Source organism: uncultured Alsobacter sp., from assembly GCF_945952055.1.
Classification (GTDB): Bacteria; Pseudomonadota; Alphaproteobacteria; order Rhizobiales; family Beijerinckiaceae; genus Alsobacter.
On sequence record NZ_CAMFHB010000030.1, the window covers coordinates 54,213 to 78,871 of the forward strand.

General features: G+C 68.9%; 20 protein-coding genes. 11 read left to right on the top strand and 9 right to left on the bottom strand.

Features of this window, described 5'->3' with window-relative positions:
* Positions 1–4 precede the first annotated feature (4 nt).
* The 3 genes from flhB to recA all read left to right on the top strand — a co-directional run bounded on the left by flhB (position 5) and on the right by recA (position 5,149).
* The gene (gene flhB, locus Q0Q47_RS20295) at positions 5–1,072 is read left to right on the top strand and encodes a flagellar biosynthesis protein FlhB (RefSeq protein WP_293863813.1); all 1,068 of its coding nucleotides are present in this window, start codon (positions 5–7) and stop codon (positions 1,070–1,072) included.
* 101 nt (positions 1,073–1,173) lie between these two features.
* Positions 1,174–3,723 (top strand): cell cycle histidine kinase CckA, encoded by a 2,550-nt coding sequence (gene cckA / locus Q0Q47_RS20300; protein WP_293863816.1) that lies wholly within the window; start codon positions 1,174–1,176, stop codon positions 3,721–3,723.
* A gap of 340 nt (positions 3,724–4,063) precedes the next feature.
* Positions 4,064–5,149: a recombinase RecA gene (gene recA / locus Q0Q47_RS20305; RefSeq protein ID WP_293863819.1), complete on the top strand. Its 1,086-nt coding sequence runs from the start codon at positions 4,064–4,066 to the stop codon at positions 5,147–5,149.
* Positions 5,150–5,217: 68 nt separating this feature from the next.
* Here recA and Q0Q47_RS20310 read toward each other — a convergent pair whose 3' ends face one another.
* Positions 5,218–6,069: a hypothetical protein gene (locus Q0Q47_RS20310; protein ID WP_293863822.1), complete on the bottom strand. Its 852-nt coding sequence runs from the start codon at positions 6,067–6,069 to the stop codon at positions 5,218–5,220.
* Between the two features lie 214 nt (positions 6,070–6,283).
* Between Q0Q47_RS20310 and alaS the strand changes: the two genes are divergently transcribed.
* Entirely contained in the window at positions 6,284–8,947 is a 2,664-nt protein-coding gene (gene alaS, locus Q0Q47_RS20315) for an alanine--tRNA ligase (RefSeq protein ID WP_293863825.1), read from the top strand.
* 17 nt (positions 8,948–8,964) lie between these two features.
* Positions 8,965–10,185, top strand: a complete 1,221-nt coding sequence (locus Q0Q47_RS20320; protein WP_293863828.1) for a cyclic nucleotide-gated ion channel — start codon at positions 8,965–8,967, stop codon at positions 10,183–10,185.
* A gap of 194 nt (positions 10,186–10,379) precedes the next feature.
* Here Q0Q47_RS20320 and Q0Q47_RS20325 read toward each other — a convergent pair whose 3' ends face one another.
* On the bottom strand, positions 10,380–11,591 hold the full coding sequence (locus Q0Q47_RS20325; protein WP_293863831.1) for an NADP-dependent isocitrate dehydrogenase: 1,212 nt from the start codon (positions 11,589–11,591) through the stop codon (positions 10,380–10,382).
* Positions 11,592–11,747: 156 nt separating this feature from the next.
* Complete coding sequence (locus Q0Q47_RS20330; RefSeq protein ID WP_293863834.1) at positions 11,748–12,470, bottom strand: PRC-barrel domain-containing protein; 723 nt, start codon at positions 12,468–12,470, stop codon at positions 11,748–11,750.
* 161 nt (positions 12,471–12,631) lie between these two features.
* Between Q0Q47_RS20330 and Q0Q47_RS20335 the strand changes: the two genes are divergently transcribed.
* From Q0Q47_RS20335 to Q0Q47_RS20360, 6 genes are all read left to right on the top strand, one after another.
* Positions 12,632–13,495, top strand: coding sequence for an RNA methyltransferase (locus Q0Q47_RS20335; protein WP_293863837.1), 864 nt, complete (start codon positions 12,632–12,634; stop codon positions 13,493–13,495).
* Complete coding sequence (locus tag Q0Q47_RS20340; RefSeq protein ID WP_293863840.1) at positions 13,492–14,772, top strand: NAD(P)/FAD-dependent oxidoreductase; 1,281 nt, start codon at positions 13,492–13,494, stop codon at positions 14,770–14,772. Before Q0Q47_RS20335 ends, Q0Q47_RS20340 begins: the two co-directional genes overlap by 4 nt.
* A gap of 133 nt (positions 14,773–14,905) precedes the next feature.
* Positions 14,906–15,769: a glutamate racemase gene (murI, locus tag Q0Q47_RS20345; RefSeq protein ID WP_293863843.1), complete on the top strand. Its 864-nt coding sequence runs from the start codon at positions 14,906–14,908 to the stop codon at positions 15,767–15,769.
* A gap of 186 nt (positions 15,770–15,955) precedes the next feature.
* Positions 15,956–16,573, top strand: coding sequence for a 30S ribosomal protein S4 (gene rpsD, locus Q0Q47_RS20350; protein WP_293863846.1), 618 nt, complete (start codon positions 15,956–15,958; stop codon positions 16,571–16,573).
* 177 nt (positions 16,574–16,750) lie between these two features.
* The gene (locus Q0Q47_RS20355) at positions 16,751–17,443 is read left to right on the top strand and encodes a response regulator transcription factor (RefSeq protein WP_293863849.1); all 693 of its coding nucleotides are present in this window, start codon (positions 16,751–16,753) and stop codon (positions 17,441–17,443) included.
* 2 nt (positions 17,444–17,445) lie between these two features.
* Positions 17,446–18,804: an ATP-binding protein gene (locus Q0Q47_RS20360; protein WP_293863852.1), complete on the top strand. Its 1,359-nt coding sequence runs from the start codon at positions 17,446–17,448 to the stop codon at positions 18,802–18,804.
* Between the two features lie 245 nt (positions 18,805–19,049).
* On the opposite strand, the gene phoU is transcribed toward Q0Q47_RS20360, so the two are convergent.
* The 6 genes from phoU to Q0Q47_RS20390 form a co-directional block, all read right to left on the bottom strand.
* Positions 19,050–19,748, bottom strand: a complete 699-nt coding sequence (gene phoU / locus Q0Q47_RS20365) for a phosphate signaling complex protein PhoU (protein ID WP_293863855.1) — start codon at positions 19,746–19,748, stop codon at positions 19,050–19,052.
* Between the two features lie 19 nt (positions 19,749–19,767).
* Positions 19,768–20,541: a phosphate ABC transporter ATP-binding protein PstB gene (gene pstB, locus Q0Q47_RS20370; RefSeq protein WP_293863858.1), complete on the bottom strand. Its 774-nt coding sequence runs from the start codon at positions 20,539–20,541 to the stop codon at positions 19,768–19,770.
* 1 nt (position 20,542) lies between these two features.
* Positions 20,543–21,334: a phosphate ABC transporter permease PstA gene (gene pstA / locus Q0Q47_RS20375; RefSeq protein ID WP_293863879.1), complete on the bottom strand. Its 792-nt coding sequence runs from the start codon at positions 21,332–21,334 to the stop codon at positions 20,543–20,545.
* Positions 21,335–21,398: 64 nt separating this feature from the next.
* Complete coding sequence (gene pstC / locus Q0Q47_RS20380) at positions 21,399–22,394, bottom strand: phosphate ABC transporter permease subunit PstC (RefSeq protein ID WP_293863861.1); 996 nt, start codon at positions 22,392–22,394, stop codon at positions 21,399–21,401.
* Between the two features lie 154 nt (positions 22,395–22,548).
* Positions 22,549–23,595: a phosphate ABC transporter substrate-binding protein PstS gene (gene pstS / locus Q0Q47_RS20385; protein ID WP_293863864.1), complete on the bottom strand. Its 1,047-nt coding sequence runs from the start codon at positions 23,593–23,595 to the stop codon at positions 22,549–22,551.
* Positions 23,596–24,001: 406 nt separating this feature from the next.
* Positions 24,002–24,659, bottom strand: a 658-nt coding sequence (locus Q0Q47_RS20390) for a lyase family protein (protein ID WP_293863867.1), incomplete at its 5' end; no start/stop codon positions are given.

The following is a 24,659-nucleotide window of genomic DNA, read 5'->3' on the forward strand; positions in this document are numbered from 1 at the left end:
GGCCATGGCCGAGACCGACGACCGCGAGGACCAGACAGAAGACCCTACGTTACGACGGCTCGAACAGGCCATCGAGCGCGGCGACACGGCCCGCTCGATCGAGGTCAGCACCTGGTTCGTGCTGGCCGGCGGCACGCTGGCGCTCATGACGATGAGCGGCGATTCCGCGTCCACCCTTACCTCGGGCCTGCGCGGCATGCTGGGCAACCTGCACCGCTATCCGACCGATGCCGCCGGGCTGCAGGCGTTCGGCACCCACGCCATCCTGGTCGCGCTGGCGGCCATGGCCTTCCCCTTCGTCGTGCTGCTGCTGAGCGGGCTCGTCGGCAGCATGATCCAGCACCGGCCGATCTTCACGGTCGAGCCGCTGACGCCCCAGCTCGCCCGCATCTCGCCGCTGTCGGGGTTCAAGCGGATCTTCGGCAAGGAAGCCGTCGTCCAGCTGATCAAGGGCCTGGTGAAGCTCGGCGCGGTGGGCACCGCGATGGCCTATGTGCTGTGGCCCGAGCGGGGACGTCTCGAATCCCTGGTGATTCTCGACGTGACCCATCTGCTACCCGCCACGCGCTACGAGGCGCTGAAGCTGATGGGGGCCGTCCTGGCCATCTACGCCTTCCTGGCCGGCGGCGACTACATCTATCAGCGCATCACCTGGTACAATCGCCAGAAGATGACCAAGCGGGACATCAAGGAAGAGTACAAGGAGACGGAAGGCAATCCCGAGATCAAGGCCAAGCTCCGGCAGCTGCGCGCCCAGGCATCGCGGCGCCGCATGATGGCCAAGGTTCCGAAAGCCACCGTCGTCGTGATGAACCCGACCCACTATGCGGTGGCTCTACAATATGATCGCGGCATGGCCGCGCCCATCTGCGTGGCCAAGGGCCTCGATGCGGTGGCGCTCCGGATCCGTGCCGTCGCGGAGGGAAACGGGGTTCCCGTGGTTGAAAATCCGCCCCTGGCGCGTGCGCTTTACAAGGCCGTCGATCTGGATCAGGACATTCCGGTCGAGCACTACAAGGCCGTGGCCGAAGTGATCGGCTACGTCATGCGCCTGCGCAGGAGGGTGTCGTGACGGTGGCGGACGGGTCGAGCATGGTGAAGAACGCGTCCCTTGAGGCGACAACGAGCACCCAGTCGCCGAGCTCAAGGGCTGCGCCGACGGGGGCCGGGCGCATGCCGCGAGCGGGCCATGCGGGCCTGCTGCTGGCGCTCGCCGGCGCGCTCGTGGGTGCCGGCATCGCCGTCTCCCTGCTCGCCAGCGAGAAGGCGCAGCCGCTCATCATCGGGCTCCTCGCGCTCCTGGCGGTGATGGGCGTCTTCGCCCTGTTCGCCGGTGCCGTCGGAATCATCGAGTTCGCCGGGCGCACCACGCGCAACGACACCACCAAGGCCGTCGTCGACACGGCGTCCGAAGGCGTGATCATCGTCGATACGGACGGGCGCGTCGTCTACGCCAACGAGGCCTACCAGCGCCTCGCCGGAACCACCGGAACGGAAAACCTCCTGACGGTGGAGCGCCTCTTCACCGGCGCCTCGGACGTGTCGGAGGCGATCTACAGGCTGGCCCAGGCGGCGCGCGACATGCGCCCCGCCTCGGAGGAGGTGCGGCTGTCGCCGCCGCTCGGCGGGTTCGACGGGGCGGCCTGGTACCGCATCCGGGTGCGGCCGCTGGAACAGCCGGACGGCGTCCGGGCCGCGGTGTGGACGGTCGCCGACGTCACCCGCGACCGCAAGCGCCAGGAGAACGTCTTCCAGGAGTTGCAGCACGCGATCGACTATCTCGACCAGGCGCCGGCGGGGTTCCTCTCCGTCGATGCCGGCGGCGAAATCATCTATATGAACGCGACGCTGGCGGGCTGGCTCGACTACGACCTCGCCCAGTTCGGGCCGGGCGGCCTCAAGCTGCGCGATCTCGTCCCCGGGGAAGGGGCCGCGCTCCTGTCCGGCGTTCCGGGCGGGGCGGGCGAGGTGCGCACCGAGACCCACGATCTCGACCTGCGCCGGCGCGGCGGGCATCCGCTGCCCGTGCGGGTCTTCCACCGGGTCGCCTACGGCTACGACGGCACGCCGGGAGCCTCGCGCACGCTCATCCTCAACCGGTCGGCCGGGGAGGACGTGGCGGAGGGCCAGCGCGCCGCCGAGGTGCGTTTCGCGCGCTTCTTCAACAATTCGCCGCTGGCCATCGCCACGATCGACCGCAACGGCCGGATCGCGCGCTCGAACGGCCTGTTCGCCAAGCTCTTCGGCGCGGCCTTCAAGGGCCAGGATATGGCGGAGGCCCGCTCCATCCTCTCGGTCGTCTCCGAGCGCGATCGCGAGAGCCTGACGCAGGCCGTGGCGCAGGCGGCCGCCGGGGCGGGGGACATCGCCCCGGTCGAGCTGTCGCTCGTGATGGACGCCAACCGGTCGGCGCGCTTCTTCGTGACCTCCGTCGAGAACGGCGAGGACGGCGAGGCGGCCATCGTCTACGCGCTCGACACCACCGACCAGCGGGCGCTGCAGGCCCAGTTCGCCCAGGCGCAGAAGATGCAGGCGGTGGGCGAGCTCGCCGGCGGCGTGGCGCACGACTTCAACAACGTGCTGCAGGGCATCATCGGCTACGCCGACCTGCTGCTGGTGAACCACCGGCCGACGGATCCGTCCTTCGACGACATCATGCAGATCAAGCAGAACGCCAACCGGGCCGCGAGCCTGGTGCGGCACCTGCTCGCCTTCTCGCGCCGGCAGACGCTGCGGCCCCAGGTCATGCATTTCGGCGAGGTGCTGACCGACCTCACCATGCTGATCAAGAAGCTCGTCGGCGAGCGCATCTCGCTCGACGTGAAGCACGGGCGCGATCTGTGGCCGGTGCGGGCCGACCTGATCCAGTTCGAGCAGGTGATCGTCAACCTGGCCGTGAACGCCCGCGACGCGATGCCCAATGGGGGCGTGCTGTCGCTGCGCACCCGCAACGTCACCGCCGCCGAGGCGGCGGACGTCGGCGAGGCGGTGATGCCGGCCGCCGACTACGTCGCCATCGAGGTGGGGGACACGGGGTCGGGCATCCCTAAGGAGATCATCGACAAGATCTTCCAGCCCTTCTTCACCACCAAGGAAGTGGGGAAGGGGACGGGCCTCGGCCTATCCATGGTCTATGGCTTCGTAAAGCAGTCCGAGGGCTTCATCTTCTGCGACAGCGAGGTCGGCAAGGGCACCGTGTTCCGCATCTACCTGCCGCGGCACGTGGGCGAGGCGGTGGTGGACGGCCAGGCCGAGGCCAAGGACAAGCCGGCGGTGAAGGTGGCGGAGAACGGCGCGGTCACGGGAGCCACGCCGGCTCCGGTGCAGGCCGATCCGCCGGCCAAGCCCGACCTCACCGGCAGCGAGACCGTGCTCCTGGTCGAGGACGAGGAAGCCGTGCGGGCCTTCGGCGCGCGGGCGCTAGCCCGGCACGGCTACAGGGTCCTCGAGGCGTCCTCCGGCATCGATGCGCTCCACGTGGTGGAGGAGCACGACGGACCGATCAGCCTCATCGTCTCCGACGTGGTCATGCCGGAGATGGACGGGCCCACCATGCTGGGCGAGCTGCGCCGCAAGGGCATCACCGCCAAGATCATCTTCTGCTCGGGCTACGCGGAGGAGGCCTTCAGCCGCAACCTTCCGGAAGGCGAGACCTTCGGCTTCCTGCCCAAGCCCTTCACGCTGCAGAAGATGATCGAAGAGGTGAAGAAGGCGCTGGGCTAGGGCAGCGCGCGAGACGCCGCGCACCGGCTTCTCGCCGCATGGGCACTGGGCCCTGGCAGCAAAGGCGCCGGCCGATCAGGGGCCGGCGTGGTGATTCGCCCTCGGCTGCGTCGCCATGGTGAAGAGAAGGTGAATCGGCGCCGACGCCGGGTCGGCCCCTCGATTCAACTTCGCCGAGCCGTCCGCAAACCCGTTGCAAAGACTCACTTTTCGAATGGTGTTTCCGTGGTCGTGAACGAGAACAAAAAAAGAACTTGCGGATTAGAACAAACCATGAAAATCATCGTGCATCCAATCCGTTGAGACTCGTTCCGCGCTCGTGCCATAAGGACGCCACGTCATGTCGCAACCGTCGCTCCGACTCGTCGAAGGTCAATCCATGGACAAGGCAAAAGCCCTTGATGCAGCGCTCTCCCAGATCGAGCGCGCGTTCGGCAAGGGCTCCATCATGCGGCTCGGCAAGAACGAGAAGGCGGTCGAGATCGAGACCGTCTCCACGGGTTCGCTGGGCCTCGATATCGCACTGGGCGTCGGCGGCCTGCCGCGCGGACGCGTGATCGAGATCTACGGGCCGGAATCGTCGGGCAAGACGACGCTCGCGCTTCACACCGTCGCCGAAGCCCAGAAGAAGGGTGGCGTGTGCGGCTTCATCGACGCCGAGCACGCGCTGGATCCGGTCTATGCCCGCAAGCTGGGCGTCAATCTCGAGGACCTGCTGATCTCGCAGCCCGACACGGGCGAGCAGGCGCTGGAGATCTGCGACACGCTGGTGCGCTCCGGCGCCATCGACGTGCTCGTGGTCGACTCCGTCGCGGCTCTCGTGCCGCGCGCGGAAATCGAGGGCGAGATGGGCGAGGTCCAGCCGGGCCTGCAGGCGCGCCTGATGAGCCAGGCGCTGCGCAAGCTCACGGCCTCGATCTCGCGCTCCAACACGATGGTCATCTTCATCAACCAGATCCGCATGAAGATCGGTGTGATGTACGGCTCGCCGGAGACGACCACCGGCGGCAACGCGCTCAAGTTCTACGCTTCGGTCCGCCTCGACATCCGCCGCATCGGCGCCATCAAGGACCGCGAGGAGGTCGTGGGCAACACGACCCGCGTGAAGGTGGTCAAGAACAAGGTGGCCCCGCCCTTCAAGCAGGTCGAGTTCGACATCATGTACGGCGAAGGCGTGTCCAAGGTCGGCGAACTCGTCGATCTCGGCGTGAAGGCCGGCATCGTCGAGAAGTCCGGCGCCTGGTTCTCCTACGACAGCCAGCGCCTCGGCCAGGGCCGCGAGAACGCCAAGGGCTTCCTCAAGCAGAACCCGGACGTCGCCTCCCGCATCGAGGCGCAGATCCGCCAGAATGCCGGCCTCCTGGCCGAGCGCATCCTGGAGAACATCGATCCCTCCGCCGAGGATCTCGACGAGGGCGAAGCCTGACGCCGTGGGCGACACACGGTGAGCAGGGGAGGGCGCCGGCGACGGCGCCCTCTTCGTTTTTGGGGCGATCACCAGAACTCGATGGAGGAGGCCCTGTCGTTCCAGTCCGCCGTTGTCAGATGAGCCATCTGACGCAGGTCGCGCTCGGCCCGCCATCCTGCCTGGGGCGGAATGTTGAGCGTCAGCGTTTGTCCGCTCCAATGGATGTGCTCATGCAGGACGCAGACGCCGGAGGGCATGTACAGCGAGGAAATCGCGTCGTTCCAATCCTGCAGCACGCCGCGCCGCGCCTTGGTCAGGTCGTAGAAGCCTCGATTTCGCTCCAGCGGGAGGTTCCTGCCGGTCAGGTTCTCATGCTCGAAAAACTGGGCCTGCTTCAGGTCGAACGTCCACCCCGGATCGGGAGACGGCGGAGGCGGGGGCTTCTGGCCGGCGGGCGGCGCGGGGGGCGGAGCGCCGGTGCCCGGCTTGTACGGCTTTGAAACGCTCGGATCGTCCTCGTAGGGCGCGAGGGCGCGGTTGAGCGAGTCGAGCCAGTTCACGCGCCACCAGGTTTGGATCACGTCGTCGTTGTCGATGGCGACGAACTGCTGCCACCCGGCCCAGACGAGGTGAAGCGGCCGGACCTGCCGGGAGGCGAAATCCGTCGGATCGTAGAGGGTTCCGTTCATCAGGACGGGCAGGCGCGGCTTGAGAGGGCGCTTGGCCGCGAGCCCTCGGGCGGACGGCCGCTCGCGGGTCAGCGAGAGGGGAACATGGGCCTCGTCGGGGGCCTCTGGTCCTCGTGCCTCGCGCAAGGCGGCGAACAGGTCTTCGAGGCTGTCGATACCGCGGCTGCGCAGCATGGCCGCGACGTCCGCCGGTTCCGCGATGCCGCGGCCCAGCGCCTCGATCAGGTCGACGGTCGGGTTATGGTTCATGGGTCAATCCTTGCGTTCTCAAATGTCGAGATGCGTCCTGTCGGAAAAGCATGGGACCAGGACGGAGCCACTCGCGTGGCCGCTCGAGGCTAGCACGGGCTCGGCGGGGCCCGCGCGCCGGGCGGGCTCTCGACTTCTCGTGGGCGCGCCTCTAGAAGACGACATTCGCGGCGGAAAAGCCGTCGTTCCTGCAGCATCAACGAGTTCCGGTCCGATGAGCGGCGTAAACGAGATCCGATCGACCTTCCTCGACTATTTCGGGCGCAACGGCCACGAGATCGTGGCCTCGAGCCCGCTCGTTCCGCGCAACGACCCGACCCTGATGTTCACGAACGCCGGGATGGTGCAGTTCAAGAACGTCTTCACGGGTGTCGAGAAGCGCCCCTATTCGACCGCGGCCACCTCGCAGAAGTGCGTGCGCGCGGGGGGCAAGCACAACGACCTGGACAATGTCGGCTACACCGCCCGGCACCACACCTTCTTCGAGATGCTGGGGAATTTTTCCTTCGGCGACTATTTCAAGGACCGCGCGATCGAGCTCGCCTGGAACCTGGTGACGAAGGAGTTCGGCCTGCCGAAGGACCGTCTCACGGTCACGGTCTACCACGAGGACGACGAAGCCTTCGCCCTGTGGAAGAAGATCGCCGGCCTGCCCGACAGCAAGATCATCCGCATCCCGACCTCCGACAATTTCTGGGCGATGGGCGATACGGGCCCGTGCGGACCGTGCTCCGAGATCTTCTACGACCACGGCGACCACATCCCCGGCGGGCCTCCCGGCTCCCCCGACCAGGACGGCGACCGGTTCATCGAGATCTGGAACCTGGTCTTCATGCAGTTCGAGCAGCTGGCGCCGGGCGAGCGGATCACGCTGCCCAAGCCCTCGATCGACACCGGCATGGGGCTGGAGCGCATCTCGGCGGTGCTGCAGGGCACGCACGACAACTATGAGACCGACCTCATGCGCGGTCTCATCCGCGCGGTCGCCGAGGTCACCGGCGTCGATCCCGACGGTCCGCAGAAGGCGAGCCACAAGGTCATCTCCGACCACCTGCGCGCGTCCTCGTTCCTCGTGGCCGACGGCGTCCTGCCGTCCAACGAGGGCCGCGGCTACGTGCTGAGGCGCATCATGCGCCGGGCCATGCGCCACGCCGAGCTGCTGGGCGCGCGCGAGCCCGTGATGTGGAGGCTCGTGCCGGCGCTGGTGCGCGAGATGGGCCATGCCTATCCCGAGCTGGTCCGCGCCGAGCCGCTGGTGACCGAGACCCTGCGCCTGGAGGAAACCCGCTTCCGCAAGACGCTGGAGCGCGGCCTGTCGATCCTCGAGGCCGAGGCGAAGGACCTGTCGGAGGGCCAGAGCCTGCGCGGCGACGTCGCCTTCACCCTCTACGACACCTATGGCTTCCCGCTCGACCTGACGCAGGACGCGCTGCGCTCGCGCGGCGTGGCGGTGGACGTGGACGGCTTCAACGCCGCCATGCAGAAGCAGCGCGAGATGGCGCGGGCGGCGTGGGCCGGCTCGGGCGAGGCCGCCACCGAGGCGGTCTGGTTCTCGGTCAAGGAAAAGGTCGGCGCGACCGAGTTCCTGGGCTACGACACGGAGCGGGCCGAGGGCGTCGTCACGGCGCTCCTGCGCGGCGGCGCGGTGGTCGATCGCCTGAACGCGGGCGAGGAGGGCATCGCCGTCCTCAACCAGACGCCGTTCTATGCGGAGTCCGGCGGCCAGGTCGGCGACACGGGTCGCATCAGCGGCCCGGACATGCTGCTCAGCGTCACCGACACCGAGAAGAAGCTCGGCGACGTCTTTGCCCATCACGTGAAGGTCGAGGCCGGGTCGGTGAAGGTGGGCGACGCGGTCGAGCTGGTGGTCGAGCACGATCGCCGGTCCGCGATCCGCTCCAACCACTCCTCGACGCATCTGCTGCACGAGGCGCTGCGCCAGGTGCTGGGCGACCACGTGGCCCAGAAGGGCTCGATGGTCTCGGCCGAGCGCCTTCGCTTCGACTTCTCGCATCCCAAGCCGATCGCGGACGAGGAACTCTCCCGCGTCGAGGCGATCGTGAACCGCGTCGTGCGGCAGAACGAGCCGGTCGTGACGCGGCTGATGGGTGTCGACGACGCCGTCGCTTCGGGCGCCCGGGCCCTCTTCGGCGAGAAGTACGGCGAGGAGGTGCGCGTCGTCTCCATGGGGACGAACGCGGGCGGCGACAATGCCGGAACGTCCTATTCGGTCGAACTGTGCGGCGGCACGCACGTGGCCCGCACGGGCGACATCGGGCTCGTCACCATCGTGGCGGAAGGCGCGGTGGCGGCTGGCGTGCGCCGCATCGAGGCGCTGTCGGGTGAGGGCGCGCGCCTGCATCTGGATGGCGAGAGCAAGCGCCTGAAGGGGCTCGCCGGCGTTCTCAAGGCTCCGGTCAACGAAGTCGGCGATCGCCTCGCGGCCCTCGTCGAGGAGCGCCGCAAGCTCGAGCGCGAGCTCGCCGAGACCCGCAAGAAGCTCGCCATGGGCGGCGGCGGCGCAGGCGCGGCGGACGCCGTGCGCGACATCGGCGGCGTGAAGCTCCTGGCCAGGGCGGTGTCGGGCATCGACATGCGCGACCTCAAGAGCCTGGCCGACGAAGGCAAGAAGCAGGTCGGCTCGGGCGTCGTCGCCATCGTCAGCGTGGCGGAGGACGGCAAGGCGGGCATCGTCGTGGCGGTGACGCCGGATCTCGTCGGCCGCTTCAGCGCCGTCGACCTCGTGCGCCTGGGCTCCGAGAAGCTCGGCGGCAAGGGTGGTGGCGGTCGGCCGGACATGGCCCAGGCCGGCGGTCCGGACGGAGCCAACGCGGCCGCGGCCCTGGCCTCCATCGAGGCCGCACTCGGCGCTCCGTGAACCGGGGCAACCATCGATTGAGCAGGCGCCTGGCGCGCGCGAGGCGCCAGGTCTACGAAGTTCTCGAACACGCACAGCCGGGCGACGTCCTGTCGCAACGGATCCACGCGGTTCTCGTCTTCTTCATCGTGATGAGCGTCGGCTCGGTCGTGCTCGAGTCGGTGCCGAGCCTCGCCGACACCTACGGCGTGGTTTTCGACATCGTCGAATACACCGCGATGATCGTGTTCACGCTCGAATACGGCCTCAGGGTCTGGGCAGCCGTCGAGTACCCGCCTTTCCGGCACCTCCCGCCCTGGCGGGCCCGTCGCGCCTACGTGCTCACGGGCGGCGCGATCGTCGACCTCCTGACCGTCCTGCCGTTCTACCTCGGGCTCGTCATCCCAGCCGACTTCCGGGGCTTCATCGTTTTCCGGTTGCTGCGGTTCTTGAAGCTGGCCCGCTACTCGCCGGGCCTGCGCTCCCTGTTCGAGGCGATCCACGAGGAGCGGCGCGCCTTGGCGGCCTGCCTCGTGATCCTGATGGGCCTCGTCATCGCCGCGGCCTCGGTGATGCACCTCGTCGAGCGGCATGCCCAGCCGGACAAGTTCGGCACCATCCCCGATGCCATGTGGTGGGCGATGATCACGCTCACCACGGTCGGCTATGGCGACGTGGTCCCGGTGACCGCGCTGGGAAAGGTCGTGGCGTCCATGACCGCCGTCATGGGTCTCGTCATGCTCGCCCTGCCGGTCGGCATCATCGCCACCGCCTTCTCGGAGGTGATCCACCGGCGGGAGTTCGTGGTCACCTGGGGCATGATCGCCCGGGTGCCGCTGTTCGCCGACCTCGGGGCCGAGGAGGTCGCGCAGATCATGCGCCTGCTGCGGTCGCGGGCCGCGGAGGCCGGCGAGATCATCGTGCGCCGCGGCGAAATGGGCCACGCGATGTACTTCATCGCGTCGGGCCAGGTCGAGATCGAGCTCCCCCATGGCCGGCACCACGTGCTGGGCGAGGGCCAGTTCTTCGGCGAGATCGCCGTCCTCAAGAACACCCGCCGCACGGCGACCGTGCGGGCCACCGTCCGCTCCCAGCTCCTGGTGCTGGACGCCGCCGACCTGCGCATCCTCATGGCCCAGCGCCCGGACCTTGCCGGCCGCATCCACGACGTCGCCCGCAGCCGCGCCGCGGGAAAGGACACCGTGGTCGCGCCGGACTACAGCAAGCCGCCACCTGGTTCAGAGAACGAAACCGGCTGAGGGGTCCTGCGTCCTTCGTCACGGCCGCCGCGCGGCCTGCTCAGGATGAGGAACACTGTTGTTCGCGCATCCCCAAAGGTCCTCATCCTGAGCGGCCGCCAGAGGCTGCGTGTCGAAGGACGCACCACCGCAAGGACGCCCAACAAAAAAGGCGGGCCGAGGCCCGCCTTTCGAAGCGTGGGGAACGCCTGGCCTCAGGCCATGGCCTTCTTCAGGTTCTCGTCGATCTTGTCGAGGAAGCCGGTCGTGGAGAGCCACTTCTGGTCGGCGCCGACGAGGAGCGCGAGGTCCTTCGTCATGAAGCCGGACTCGACCGTGTCCACGCAGACCTTCTCGAGCGTCGCGGCGAACTTCGCCAGGTCGGCGTTGCCGTCGAGCTTGGCGCGGTGGCTGAGGCCACGCGTCCAGGCGAAGATGGAGGCGATCGAGTTGGTCGAGGTCTCCTCGCCCTTCTGATGCTGGCGGTAGTGGCGGGTCACGGTGCCGTGCGCGGCTTCCGCTTCCACCGTCTGGCCGTCCGGCGTCATCAGGACCGAGGTCATGAGGCCGAGCGAGCCGAAGCCCTGCGCCACGGTGTCGGACTGCACGTCGCCGTCGTAGTTCTTGCAGGCCCACACGTAGCCGCCCGACCACTTCAGCGCCGAGGCGACCATGTCGTCGATGAGGCGGTGCTCGTAGGTGATGCCGGCCGCCTTGAACTTGTCCTTGAACTCGGCCTGGTAGACCTCCTCGAAGATGTCCTTGAAGCGCCCGTCATAGGCCTTCAGGATCGTGTTCTTCGTGGAGAGATACACCGGATACTTGCGCATCAGGCCGTAGTTCAGGGAAGCCCGGGCGAAGTCGCGGATCGACTCGTCCAGGTTGTACATGGTCATCGCGACGCCGGCGTCCGGGAACTTGAACACCTCCTTCTCGATGACCGTGCCGTCGTCACCCTCGAACTTCACCGTGAGGCGGCCCTTGCCGGGCACCTTGAAGTCGGTGGCGCGGTACTGGTCGCCATAGGCATGGCGGCCCACCACGATCGGCTGCGTCCAGCCGGGCACGAGGCGCGGCACGTTCTTGCAGATGATCGGCTCGCGGAAGATCACGCCGCCCAGGATGTTGCGGATGGTGCCGTTGGGCGACTTCCACATCTCCTTGAGATTGAACTCCTTCACGCGGCCTTCGTCGGGCGTGATCGTGGCGCACTTCACGCCGACGCCGACCTTCTTGATGGCGTTGGCGCTGTCGACCGTGACCTGGTCGTTGGTGGCGTCGCGGTTCTCGACCGAGAGGTCGAAATACTGCAGGTCGATGTCGAGATAGGGGTGGATCAGCTTGTCACGGATGTAGTGCCAGATGATCCGGGTCATCTCGTCGCCGTCGAGCTCGACGACCGGATTCGCCACCTTGATCTTCGCCATCGCCAATCAACCTTCTCCAACTAGGGCGCTCGGGGCCGCCCACAAGGGGCGGAACGGGTCGGGCTCCTCATAGCACCGGCTCCGGAGCCGTGAAAGCGCGCCTTTGGAAGAAGCGTCGGGGACCGGGGGCAGGGCCCCGGCCCGGACGGGCGGGGGCTACTGCATCTTCGGCTGGTCCTGCGGGGGCGTCGCGGGCGGGGGATCCTTCATCCCCGAGGTGCCGGCGGGCGCGGAAGGCTCGGGCCCGGTGGCGGAGCCTCGACCGGCATACTGGAAGCGAGGCGCGGCCTCGAGCGTCTTCCTGTCGACGCGCAGGATCACGTGGTCAGGTGCGCCGCCGCGGGTGATGAAGGCGTCCCGCGTGCTTCCGCCGGTCACGGCTCCCGTGACTTCGGGATTGGCGCCGGTCCGCGCCGTCTCGGGGTTGGCCATGGGCTGCTTCGTCGAGGCCAGCGTCCGGGCCGCGAGCTCCAGCCGCTCGAACGGAACGGCCACGAGCCGCTCGCCGAGGCCCAGCACGCCACCGACGCCCAGGACGACGGCTGTGATCCGGCCATCCTGCTTGACGAGCACGTCGCGGATGTCGGCGATCTTCTGACCGTCGGCGCCGAGCACGTCGAGGCCGACCAGCTTGCTTCCCCGCCATTCGCCGATCTCCTGCTCGGCGCGGAACATCTCGCCCGGGCTCGCCGGATCGGCCGAGGGGGCCACCGGGCCGCCCCGCATGTCGGATGAGGGCTGGCCGGGCGCGCCGGCCCCGGCGCCCGCGGACGGGCCGGGCTGGGCAGGGGCCTGGTTCTGCGCGACGGCGGGGCAAGCCGCGGCCAGCGTGGCCAGGACGGCCAGGATCGGCCGGGCGGGGATGAGCGTGCGTGTCACGGGAGGACCTCGATCGTTTCCTTGCCCGGCTGGCGGGCCATGGGAAGCGAACGGCACGCCGGGGGCATTGTTCCCGCGAGGTGAATTCTGCGGTTGCGCTGCTCCCCCCCGCGCCGGGGATGCGCTACATGCATCCCGATCCACAACGGAGACGCATGCGCATGCCCGGAGCGGGAACCGATCACACGCGGCCCATGCTGGAAGGGGGGCCGGCCGTCATCCTCGTCGAGCCGCAGCTCGGCGAGAACATCGGCATGGCCGCCCGCGCCATGGCCAATTTCGGACTCTCCGAGCTTCGCCTCGTGCGTCCCCGGGAGCGCTGGCTGCACGCCAAGGCGCGGGCGGCGGCGGCCGGGGCGGAGTTCATTCTCGACGCGGCCCGCATTTTCCCCAGCGTGCAGGAGGCCATCGCCGACCTCGACTTCGTCTACGCCACGACGGCGCGCGAGCGCGGGCAGGGCAAGATCGTCGTCGGCCCGGCCGAGGCCGGACCCGTCCTGCAGGCCCGGCTGGGCGCGGGCGAGAAAGCCGGCGTCCTGTTCGGGCGCGAGCGCACCGGCCTGGAGAACGACGACATCGCGCTCGCCGACGCCATCCTGACCTACCCGGTGAACCCGGCCTATGCCTCGCTGAACCTCGCGCAGGCCGTGCTGATCCTGGGCTATGCCTGGATGGAGGCCGGCCAGAAGGCGCTGCCTTTCGAATACAAGCCGAAATGGCCTCCGGCGAAGCGCGACATGGTGATGTCCTTCTTCGAGTACCTGGAGAGCGAACTCGAACGCCGCGGGTTCTTCCGGCCCGAGCACAAGAAACCGGTGATGAGCCGCAACCTGCGCAACATGTTCCACCGGATGGCCCTGACGGAGCAGGACGTGCGCACCTGGCGCGGCATGGTGGTTCGCCTCGTCGAGGGGCCGCGCGACACGCCCCAGACGCGTCCGCGCCGGGGGCCCAAGCAGACCCCGCCGGGGACCCGTCCGGCCAAGCCTGCGACCGACGCGGGCGGTTCGGGAGACGGCGCGTGACGGGCGACGCCCCGGTGTCGCCCGCGGCGCCCGCCGTCCGCACCGGCACGGGGGACGGGCGCCACGTGATCGTCGTCGGCGCGGGGGCGGCCGGGCTCGCGGCCGCCGAACGCCTGATCGCCGCCGGCCGGACGGTGACCGTCCTGGAGGCGCGCAAGCGGATCGGCGGGCGGGCCTTCACCGATTCCGTCGGCGGCCAGATCTTCGATGCGGGCGCCGCCTACATCCATTTCCGCGAGCGCAATCCTTGGGTCGGCATCGCGGAGGGGCTGGGCGTGCCCCTGACCCGCCATCGCGGTTGGGGCGGAGGGCGGGGCTTCGACGGGACGAGCCCGCTGGCCGACGCGTTCCGCGACGAGCGCAACGCCGCACGCCACCGGCTCTGGGACCGCATGGAAGCGCTCGACGTCGAGGGGGCCGACCGGTCCGTCGCCGACGTGGTCGCCCCGGGCGACGAGATGGAGCGCTGGGTGGCCCTGCGCTACGCCCAGCAGGCTATCGGCGAGGAGCCGCACAACGTCAGCGTCGCCGACATCATGGCGCAGTGGGAAGGCGCCGACGACACGGTCCGCGAAGGCTACGGCACGCTGGTGGCGCGCAGTGGCCAGTGGTTGCCGGTGACCCTCGAGGCGCCGGTCCACGCCCTTCGCTGGGGAAGCGGGGGCGTGGAGGCGGAGACCCCGAAAGGCACGGTGAAGGCGGACAAGGCGGTCGTGACCGTCCCCGTCGGAGTGCTGGCCCAGGGCATCCGCTTCGATCCGGTGCTGCCGGCGGAGCATCGGGCCGCCCTGGAACGCCTTCACGGCGGCGCGCTCACCAAGGTCGCCCTGGCGGTCGGGCGCGATCGCCTGGGCCTCCCGTCGCCCGCCGACCTGTTCGAGATCCGCTCCGGCTTCGTGTTCGAGTGTTTCCCCTACGACCGCGACCTCATCGTCGCCACCATCGGCGGCGACCCGGCGCGGGAGCTCGTCGCCCGCGGCGAGGCGGCGGCCGTGGCGCATGCCACGGACGTGCTCGCCGGCATCCTCGGCGAGCGGGTGCGCGGCCAGGTGGTCGCCGGCAAGCTGGCCGACTGGGTGAGCGACCCCTGGGCCCGGGGATCCTACTCGGTCGCCGCGCCGGGGCACCTGTCGGCGCGGGCCGCGCTCGGCCGCCCCGTCGGCGAGCGCCTGTTCTTCGCCGGTGAGGCGACGGCCGGGCCCGGCTCCATGACCGTGGGCGGAGCGACGCTGGCCGGCCGGGCCGCGGCCGAGGCCGCCCTCGGCTCTGCGGCTTGACCCGCGGCGGGCATGGGTTCAAGGGAGCGGCAGCCAGGGCTCGTGCCGGGCATGGTGACCGCGCGTTAACCACCATGGGCGTCTGATGGTCCATCGCCGCCGATCGCGGCCTCCTCATCCAGCAGGCAAAGCCATGCGGGTCGACCTCCTCGCGGGCACGGTCCACGCCACCCCGGCGCCGTTGCCCGCCCGGCCTCCCACCATCCTCGTGTTCGATTCCGGACTGGGCGGCCTCACCGTCTTCAAGGAGATCGTGCGGGCCCGTCCGGACGCACGCTTCGTCTACGCCGCCGACGACGCTGGCTTCCCGTATGGGCGCTGGGAGGAGGGCGAACTCGTGAAGCGCGTCGTCAACGTGATGGCGCGCCTCATCCTGGCCCATGCGCCGGACCTGGTGGTCGTGGCGTGCAACACCGCCTCGACGCTGGTCCTGCCCGCGCTGCGGGCCCGCTTCGCGGTTCCGTTCGTCGGCACGGTCCCGGCCATCAAGCCGGCGGTCGAGCGTTCGCGCACGCGCCACGTCGCCGTCCTGGCCACGCCGGGCACGGTGAAGCGCGACTACACGCAGGAGCTCATCCGCTCCTTCGCCGGCGATTGCCGGGTGACGCTGGTGGGCTCCACCCGGCTGGCCTCGCTCGCCGAGGCCAGGCTGCGGGGGGAACCCGTCGAGGACGACGCGATCGCGCCCGAACTGATGCCGTGCTTCCCGACCGACGGGGCGCCGACCGACGTCGTCGTGCTCGGATGCACCCACTATCCGCTGCTGTCGGACAGCCTGGAGCGGCTGGCACCCTGGCCCGTGACCTGGATCGACCCGGCGCCGGCCATCGCGCGGCGGGTCACCAACCTCATCGGCCTGCCTCTGCTCGGCCATGAGGGCGACGAGGAGAGCGTGGCCGTCTTCACCGGCGGAGCCGAGCTCGGCGATGCGCTGCGACGAGCGCTGGCCGAGCGGGGGCTCGCCACGGTCGTCATCGACCCGGTGCCGGTCGCCTGAGGGCGCCCCGCTGGGTTGACAGGCCCGGACCCATCCACTAGAGACCCAGCCAGCGCGGGCCTTCACGGGCCCGCGCTTCATTTAACGCACCCGTGGTCCATCGCGAACGCTCGCGCCGGGCCTGTCGCCCGGGAGACCGGGAGAGGAGGGCGCGTTCCTCGAAATTCGTCATACAGAGGAACCGCGATGACGAAGCGCGCAGAAGCCAAGTACAAGATCGACCGCCGCCTCGGGCAGAACATCTGGGGCCGCCCGAAGAGCCCGGTCAACCGCCGTGAGTACGGCCCCGGCCAGCACGGCCAGCGCCGCAAGGGCAAGCTTTCCGACTTCGGCACGCAGCTGCGCGCCAAGCAGAAGCTAAAGGGCTACTACGGCAACATCTCCGAGAAGCAGTTCCGCAAGTACTACGAGGAAGCGATCCGCATGAAGGGCGACTCGGGTGAGAACCTGATCGGCCTGCTGGAGCGCCGTCTCGACGCGGTCGTCTATCGGTCCAAGTTCGTGGCCACCCCGTTCGCCGCCCGCCAGTTCGTCAACCACGGTCACATCCGGGTCAACGGCCGCCGCGTGAACATCGCCAGCTACCTCGTGAAGCCGGGCGACGTGGTCGAGGTGAAGGAAGCCTCCAAGCAGCTCGTCGTGGTCCTCGAGGCCTCGCAGCTCGCCGAGCGTGACGTTCCCGACTACATCGAGGTCGATCACTCCAAGATGACCGCCAAGTACGGCCGCATTCCGACCCTCTCGGAAGTGCCCTACGCGGTGCAGATGGAGCCGAACCTGGTGGTCGAGTTCTACTCGCGCTGATCGGTCGCACCTTTGCCGGTGTCGGAAAAGCCGCCTTCGGGCGGCTTTTTCTTTGCCCGATCCGCCGCGGGCGCGCCGGGAGCCCGCAGCATTACGAGCAATTCACGTGTTTGCCTGCCCGCCTGCGTCTAGACTTTGCCCACGCGAAGCGGCGATGTATCTAGAAGAGGATCAGAGATGTCCGCGGGCATGGCCATGAACCTTCTCCTCATCGAAGACGACGCCGCCATGGCGCAGATCGTCTCGAGCCGTCTCTCGGCGCTCGGACATTCGGTGGACGTGGCGCTGACCGGGCGGGAGGGCGTCGCCAAGGCGGAAGGCAACCAGCACGACGTGCTGATCGTCGATCGCATGCTGCCGGAGATTGACGGCCTGTCGATCGTGCGCAAGCTGCGCAACGCTGGGCACGCGACCCCGGTGATCTTCCTCACCACGATGGACGGCATCGACGACCGCGTCGAAGGCCTGGAGGCCGGCGGCGACGACTACCTCGTGAAGCCGTTCGCGATGGCCGAGCTCGTGGCACGCGTCGCCGCGCTGGGACGGCGCGGCGCCGCCGCGTCGCAGACGATCCTGCGCAGCGCCGGCATCGAGATGGACCTGGTGAAGCGCACGGTGACGCGCCAGGGCCAGAAGGTGGACCTGCAGCCGCGCGAGTTCCAGCTGCTGGAATATCTGATGCGCAATGCGGGCCAGGTGGTCACCCGCACCATGCTCCTGGAGAACGTCTGGGACTTCCACTTCGACCCGCAGACGAACATCGTCGAGACGCACATCAGCCGCCTGCGCTCCAAGCTGGACAAGGGCTTCGGGGAAGGCGTCATCCACACGGTCAGGGGCGTGGGCTACATGCTGCGCGAGCCCGGCTGAGCGTGAAGCCCAGCCTGTTCCGCTTCGCCTCCACGGCGACATTCCGGCTGACGCTCGTCTACGCGGCGACCTTCGTCCTCTCGACTCTGGCCCTGTTCGCCTATGTCTACTGGCGGGTCAGCAACCACGTGCTGGAGCACGAGCGCTCGTCGCTGGCGGGCGAGGTCCGGCTCCTCACGGACATCGACCGCCGGGGAGGGGCCGACGCCCTGGTGCGGGAGATCGCGGCCCGCATGGCGGCCGACCCCAACGGGGACACCTTGTACCTGTTGCGCGATGGCGGCGGCGCTTCGCTGGCCGGCAACATCGCCGCGGTCCGCCGGGTCACCGGCCGGTTCGAGGACGAGGTCGACGTCTTCGCCAGCGCCAATGAGCCCCGGCACACGGAGAAGGCCGTGTTCGTCGGCGCCGTGCTGCCGGGCGACCGCCATCTCGCCGTGGGGCGCGACATCGAGGACCTGTCCAGCATCAACAGCGGCATCCTGGAGCGCTTCCTCGGCGCGCTGGCCTTCGCCGTCCTCCTGGCCTTCGCGGGCGGCACGGTGATCAGCATGGGCTTCCTGCGCAAGCTGGAGACCATCAACCAGACGGCCGAGACGATCATGGAGGGCAAGCTCTCCGAACGTATTCCACTGACGGGCACGCGCGACGAGCTCGACCAGCTGGCCGCCAACCTGAACCGCATGCTGGACCGCATCCAAGGGCTCATGGAGACCACGCGCCAGGTCTCCAGCGACATCGCGCACGACCTGCGGACCCCGCTGTCGCGCCTGCGCCAGCGCCTCGAACAGGCCAGGGACGCGGGGCCCGGGGCCAGCCCGGATACGCTCGACGTGGCGGTGGAGGAAATCGACGGCATCCTGTCCACCTTCTCCGCCCTGCTGCGCATCGCCCAGATCGAGACGGGCGCGCGCGTGGCCGGCTTCAAGCAGGTCGATCTCTCGGCCGTCTTCGCCACCATCGCGGAGGTCTACACCGCCGTGGCGGAGGATGCCGGTCTCGCGCTGGTCAGCGCGATCGACCGTGACGTGACCATCACGGGGGACCGTGAGCTGCTCACGCAGATGCTGGCCAACCTCGTCGAGAACGCCATCCGCTACTCGCCCGCGGGCAGCTCCATCACCCTGCGCCTCCAGGCCCGCGGCGGAGCGCCGGTCGGCATGGTCGCCGACACCGGGCCGGGCATCCCCGCCGAGGAACGCGAGAAGGTCTTCGGCCGCTTCTACCGCCTCGAGCGCAACCGCACGACGCCGGGCAACGGGCTGGGCCTCAGCCTCGTCAACGCGGTGGCCGACCTGCACGGGTCCACCGTCTCCCTGGAGGACAACCGCCCGGGCCTCCTGGTGCGCATCGTCTTCTGAGCGGTCGAGGGTTGGCAGGTGCTTGGACGTGCGGCTTGGGGCGGCTGCGCGGAGCGCGCGAATGGATCCGCACGTCCAGCCTGCTCACCCTCTCCGCGTCCTGGCCGGGCTTGGCCCGGCCATCCACGACTTCACGATGGCCCCGGCAAAGTCGTGGATGCCCGGGCCAAGCCCGGGCAGGACGGCCGAGAGGGGACGCGGACGAGGGGAGCTCTGCAGAAGACGTGAGGTCTCACGGCCCGGTGTCACGCCGTCGGCTCGATTCCCTCGCCCTTGGGGCGGTCGACGCCCAGGTTCTGGCCGGTGACGAGGAAGTAGACCGTTTCGGCGATGTTGGTGGCGTGGTCGCCGATGCGCTCGACGTTCTTGGCGCCGAAGAGCAGGTGGGTGCAGAAGCCGATGTTGCGCGGGTCTTCCATCATGTAGGTGAGCAATTCGCGGAAGAGCGAATTGTAGAGATTGTCGATCTCGCCATCGCGCTGCCACACGGCCAGCGCCGCCTGGGCGTCGCGCTGGGTGTAGGCGTCCAGCACGGCCTTGAACTGCGCCAGCGCCATCAGGCTCATGTTGTTGATGCCGGCCAGAAGCTTCTGGGGCGGGAAATGGCCTTCCATCGCCAGGATGCGCTTGGCCATGTTCTTCACCAGGTCGCCGACGCGCTCGAGGTCGTTGGCGATGCGGATGGTGGCGATCACGTCGCGCAGGTCGATGGCCATCGGCTGCCGGCGCGCGATGGTGAGGATGGCCTTCTCCTCGATCTCCCGCTGCAGGTGATCGAGCCGGGCGTCCACGGCGATGATCTGCTGGGCGAGCTTGATGTCCTGGCGCGACAGCGCGTCGATCGCGTCGGCCTGCATCTTCTCCGCGAGCCCGCCCATCTCGGCGATGGTGCTCTGCAGGTCCTTCAGCTCGGCGTCGAAGGCGGTGACGGTGTGCTCGGTCATGGTCCTCTCCTGCCTCGCCTCAGCCGAAGCGGCCGGTGATGTAGTCCTGCGTCGCACGCTGGCGCGGCGCCGTGAAGATGCGGGACGTCTCGTCGAACTCGATCAGCTCGCCCAGGTACATGAACGCCGTGTAGTCCGACACGCGGGCGGCCTGCTGCATGTTGTGGGTCACGATGGCGATCGTGTACTGCGACTTCAGCTCGTCGATGAGCTCCTCGATCTTGGCGGTCGAAATCGGGTCGAGGGCGGAACAGGGCTCGTCGAACAGGATCACCTCCGGCTTCACCGCCACCGAGCGCGCGATGCACAGGCGCTGCTGCTGGCCGCCGGAGAGCCCGAGGCCGGAGCTGTCGAGCTTGTCCTTCACCTCGGTCCACAGCGCCGCGCCGCGCAGGGCGGTCTCGACGCGCCCGTCCATCTCGCTCTTCGGCAGGTCCTCGTAGAGACGGATGCCGAAGGCGACGTTGTCGTAGATGGACATCGGGAAGGGGGTCGGCTTCTGGAAGACCATGCCGATCTTGGCGCGCAGCAGGTTCACGTCCTGGCCATCGGCCAGGATGTCCTCGCCGTCGAGCATGACGCTGCCCTCGGCGCGCTGGCGCGGGTAGAGGTCGTACATGCGGTTCAGCACGCGCAGCAGCGTGGACTTGCCGCAGCCGGACGGCCCGATGAAGGCGGTGACCTTCTTGTCGTAAAGCGGCAGCGAAATGTCCTTCAGTGCGAGGTTGGCGCCATAGAAGAACTTCAGGTTCTTGACGGAGACCTTTTCCGGCAGGCTGACGGGTGCGGACATGTCAGGACCTCTGTGCGGACAGCGAGCGGGCCAGGATGCTGAGGCCCAGGACGCTGACGGTGATGAGGAGGGCGCCGGCCCACGCCAGGTCCTGCCATTCCTTGTAGGGGCTCATCGCGAACTGGAAGATCACGACGGGCAGGCTGGCCATGGGCTGGTTGAGGCTGGCGTTGAAGAACTGGTTGTTGAGCGCGGTGAACAGCAGCGGCGCGGTCTCGCCGGAGATGCGGGCCACCGCGAGCAGCACGCCGGTCACCATGCCGGTGCGCGCCGCCTTGTAGACCACGCGGCGGATCACCAGCGAGCGCGGCATGCCCAGCGCGAAAGCCGCCTCGCGCAGCTGGCCGGGCACGAGGCGCAGCATGTCCTCGGTGGTGCGCAGGACCACCGGAACCACGATGACCGAAAGGGCCACGCCCCCCGCGATCCCCGAGAAGTGCCCCATCGGGCGCACCATCAGCTCGTAGATGAACAGGCCGATGACGATGGAGGGCGCCGACAGCAGGATGTCGTTGATGAAGCGGACCACCGAGGCGAGGCGCGAGTGCTGCCCGTACTCGGCCAAATAGGTGCCGGCGAGCACGCCCAGCGGCGTGCCCACGACGACGCCGATGGCGGTCATGATCAGGCTGCCGACGATGGGGTTGAGCAGGCCGCCCGCGCTGCCGGGGGGCGGCGTCATCTCGGTGAAGACCCGGGGGCTGAGGCCCGCCACGCCCTTCATGACGAGCGCGCCGAGGATGAGCGCCAGCATGGCGAGGCCGACCGCGGTGGCGGCCATGCACAGTGTCATCCACACCCGGTTGCCACGGGCGCGCCGGCCGTACTTGGCGAGCTTGGCGTCGGTGAAGGCCATCTCACTTGCCTTTCTTCATCTCGAGCCGGAGCAGCATCAGGCGGGCGGCGGACAGCACGACGAAGGTGATCATGAACAGGATGAGGCCGAGGCCGATCAGGGCGCCGGTGTACAGATCGCCCGTGGCCTCGGTGAACTCGTTGGCGATGGTGGCCGAGATGGTCGTCGCGGGGGCGAGGAGGGAGCCGGCGATCTTGTTGGCGTTGCCGACCACGAAGGTGACGGCCATGGTCTCGCCGAGCGCCCGGCCCAGTGCCAGCATGCAGCCGCCGATGACGCCGGTGCGCGTGTAGGGGATGACCACGTGGCGCACGACCTCCCAGGTCGTGCAGCCGAGGCCGTAGGCCGATTCCTTGAGCATCGGCGGGACGGTCTCGAAGACGTCGCGCGAGATGGAGGTGATGAAGGGTAGCACCATGACGGCCAGCACCAGCGAGGCCGTCAGAAGGCCGATGCCGTAGGGCGGGCCCGCGAAGAGGCCCTGCAGCCCGGGCACGTTGCCGAGCGTGGCGATCAGGAAGGGCTGCACCGTCGCCTGCAGGAACGGGGCGAAGATGAACAGGCCCCAGATGCCGTAGATGATCGAGGGGATGCCCGCCAGGAGCTCGACCGCGATACCGATCGGCCGGCGCAGCGCCATCGGGCACAGCTCCGTCAGGAAGACGGCGATGCCGATGCCGATCGGGACGGCGATGAGCATGGCGAGCACGGACGACACCAGCGTGCCGTAGATCGCCGGGGCCGCGCCGAACCTTTCGGTGACGGGGTTCCACGACGTGCCGGTGAAGAAGCCGAAGCCGAACTCCTGCCAGACCGCGAGCGAGCCGTTGATGAGCGACTGGATCACGCCGCCCAGCAGCAGCAGGACGACGATGGCGGCGGCGCGGGTGAGCTGCGCGAACAGGGTGTCAGACAGACGAAACCGGGCCAATGCTTCGGCCCGGCTGTCACGCTTGATGCCGCTGTCGGCGGCCGTCTTGAGGGCGATGTCGGTCATTCGTCGCGTCCGCCGGGCGGATGGAAGCTGCGTCCTGCGACACCGCCGGGTCGCGGCCCGCTCGGGGCGAGGAGGCTGGGGGATGGCCCATGGCCACCCCTATCCTCACGCTGAGCGCCGGCCGGACGGCGCGTGTCGCGGGACACGAGCCGGCTCAGTTGGTGACCGCGATCAGCGGCTTGCCGCTGGCGTCGGTGATCTGCGACCAGGTGGCCTCGACCTGCTTCACCACCGCCTCGGGCATGGGGATGTAGTCGAGGTCCTCGGCCATCTTGTCGCCCTTGCGGTAGGCCCAGTCGAAGAACTTGAGGGCCTCGGCCGCCGCGGCCGGGTCGGCCGGCTTCTTGTGCATGAGGATGAAGGTGGGCGAGGTCATCGGCCAGCTGTCGGCGCCCGGCTGCTCGTTGAGCGAGATGCCGAAGCCCGGGGCGCTCGTCCAGTCGGCGTTGGCCGCGGCGGCCATGAAGGCCTTGAGCTCGGGGGCGACGGCCTTGCCGTCCTTGTTGATCATCTTCGTGAAGGAGACCTTGTTCTGCTTGGCATAGGCGTACTCGACGTAGCCGATGGCGCCCTTGGTCTGCATCACGTTGTTGGCGACGCCTTCGTTGCCCTTGGCGCCCAGGCCCACCGGCCACTCGACCGCGGTGGCGACGCCGACCTTGGTGCGGAAGTCGGCGCTCACCCGGGCGAGATATTCGGTGAAGTTGAAGGTGGTGCCCGAGCCGTCGGAGCGGCGGACGACGAGGATGGGCTGGGCCGGCAGCTTGACGCCGGCGTTCAGCCTGGCGATCGCCGCGTCGTCCCAGCTCTTGATGTCGCCGAGGAAGATCCTGGCGAGCGTCGGCCCGTCGAGGGTGAGCTGGCCCGGCGCGATGCCCTCCACGTTGATCACCGGCACGATGCCGCCCATCACCATGGGAAACTGCACGAGGCCGAACTTGTCGAGATCGGCGCCCTTGAGCGGCGCGTCGGTGGCGCCGAAGGTCACCGTCTTGGCCTGGATCTGCTTGATCCCGCCGCCGGAGCCGATGGACTGGTAGTTCAGCCCGATGCCGGTCTCCTTCTTGTAGGCGTCTGCCCACTTCGCATAGACGGGGTAGGGGAAGGTGGCGCCGGCGCCGGAGATGTCGGCGGCTGCGGCGGGGCCGGCGAGGGCGGCGGCGGCCAGCCCGGCGGCGAGGACGATCCCGTTGAGCTTCACGGATAGGCTCCCTGTTGCGAGGCGGGGGCCGTTGTCCGGATCGACACGTCCTCTCCTGCCTCGCGTGGATGCCTAGGGCCGTTCGATGACACCCCTATGACAGTCTGTCATGAAGGCGAGAGTGTGGGCTTTTGCGTCTTTCGACACGCGGGGTGCGGGGGCTGCTTGGAGGGTGGAAGCCCTTGCCGCAGGAATGGCAGTCCCGTTCAGGCCGATCTCTCAGCCGTCATCCCCGGGCTCGGCCCGGGGACCCACGACTTTGCCGAGGCCATTCTCCAGTCGTGGGTGGCCGGGCCAAGCCCGGCCATGACGCGGAGAGGGTGGTGCGAGCTGGGTTGGCGAAGGACGCAAGCTCTGGACCGCCGCCGGCGGCGGCGCGTCGAAGATCGCAGGACCGTGCCGTTCCTTAAGCCCGTCCGAAGACCCGCGTGAAGATCGTGTCGACGGCCTTGAGGTGGTAGCCGAGGTCGAACTTTTCCTCGAGCTCGGCCGCCGAGAGGGCCTTGGCGACCTCGGGATCGGCCTTGAGCAGGGTGAGGAAGTCGCCTTCGCCGCGCCAGACCGGCATGGCGTTGCGCTGCACCAGCCGGTAGGCGTCCTCGCGCGACACGCCCTTCTGGGTCAGTGCCAGCAGCACGCGCTGCGAGTGCACGAGGCCGCCGAGGCGGTCCAGGTTCTTCTGCATGTTCTCGGGGTAGACGACGAGCTTGTCGATCACGCCGGTCATGCGGGCCAGCGCGAAGTCGAGCGTGACGGTCGCGTCGGGCCCGATCATGCGCTCGACCGAGGAGTGGGAGATGTCGCGCTCGTGCCAGAGCGCCACGTTTTCCATGGCCGGCATCGCATAGGCGCGCACCATGCGGGCGAGGCCCGTCAGGTTCTCGGTGAGGACCGGGTTGCGCTTGTGCGGCATCGCCGAGGAGCCCTTCTGGCCCGGCGAGAAGAACTCCTCCGCCTCGTAGACCTCGGTGCGCTGCAGATGGCGGATCTCGGTGGCCAGCCGCTCGATGCAGGAGGCGACGACGCCGAGCGTCGCGAAATACATCGCGTGCCGGTCGCGCGGG